The sequence below is a fragment of the Dethiosulfatibacter sp. genome, from assembly GCF_983023055.1.
Genome location: NZ_CEZJXU010000294.1, coordinates 2548 through 3312 on the forward strand (window position 1 = coordinate 2548; position 765 = coordinate 3312).

Annotated in this window: 1 protein-coding gene; it reads right to left on the reverse strand. The window is 38.0% G+C overall.

What is annotated here, in order from left to right; all coding sequences use genetic code 11:
- Positions 1 to 627 (reverse strand): reverse transcriptase N-terminal domain-containing protein (locus AC3AX0_RS09855; protein ID WP_487550120.1); only part of this gene is annotated, 627 nt, incomplete at its 3' end.
- Between the last annotated feature and the right edge of the window lie 138 nt (positions 628 to 765).

A 765-nucleotide genomic window follows, 5' to 3' on the forward strand; every position in this document is an offset into this window, starting at 1 on the left:
ATTTTTTTCAGGCTTAGTTCTTACTACCTCTTTTAAAACAGCAGCTGCACCTTTAATGTCACCTTCCAAGATGAATTTAGGTGAATTCTTTTTACAAAGAACTTTAAACAAATATTCTCCAGCATCTTTTGTACCACGATATTTCCTAAACCCAAAACTACACCGGTCTAGCATGATCTCTGCTATCGGGTCTAAGGCGAATTGATGCAGTGTTTGCATTGTCCTATCCCTCATAGCTGGTATACTTAAAGGTCTGTTTTTACCATTAGGTTTTTTGATGTGGATTCTTTTGAGCGGAACAGGTTTATAACCTTTGTTTGTCAGACTCAAGGCATTTTTGTATTTGCTAGCTGGAGTTGACAGTATAACACCGTCTATTCCTGGTGTGTTTTTGCCTTTGTTTGTAGTTACTTTCTTAGTAGCAAGTAGTTTAGCATAGAAAGAGTTTGTTAAGAGATATTGTAGCTTTTTCGCAAGATTATAGCGTCCATGCTCGACGGCTTTAGCAATTCTAGATTGGAGTTTACTAACTTTACTTTCTATGAGTTCCCAATTAAGGTTGTTCCATAGGTAGTCGTAGTCTGTAGACGCCCGAGTATATTCTCTTTTTGGCATTTCCACATTCATAAAGTTTCTTTCCTTTCATTGCTTCAAAAGACCGGTTAGAAGTCTGCAACCTTTCGGATTGTGGCAAAGTCTGAACCACTATCTACTTCATTGCAAAGTAGCATTCGCTTTCTCTAACGCTCCCATAACCGCTAGTAT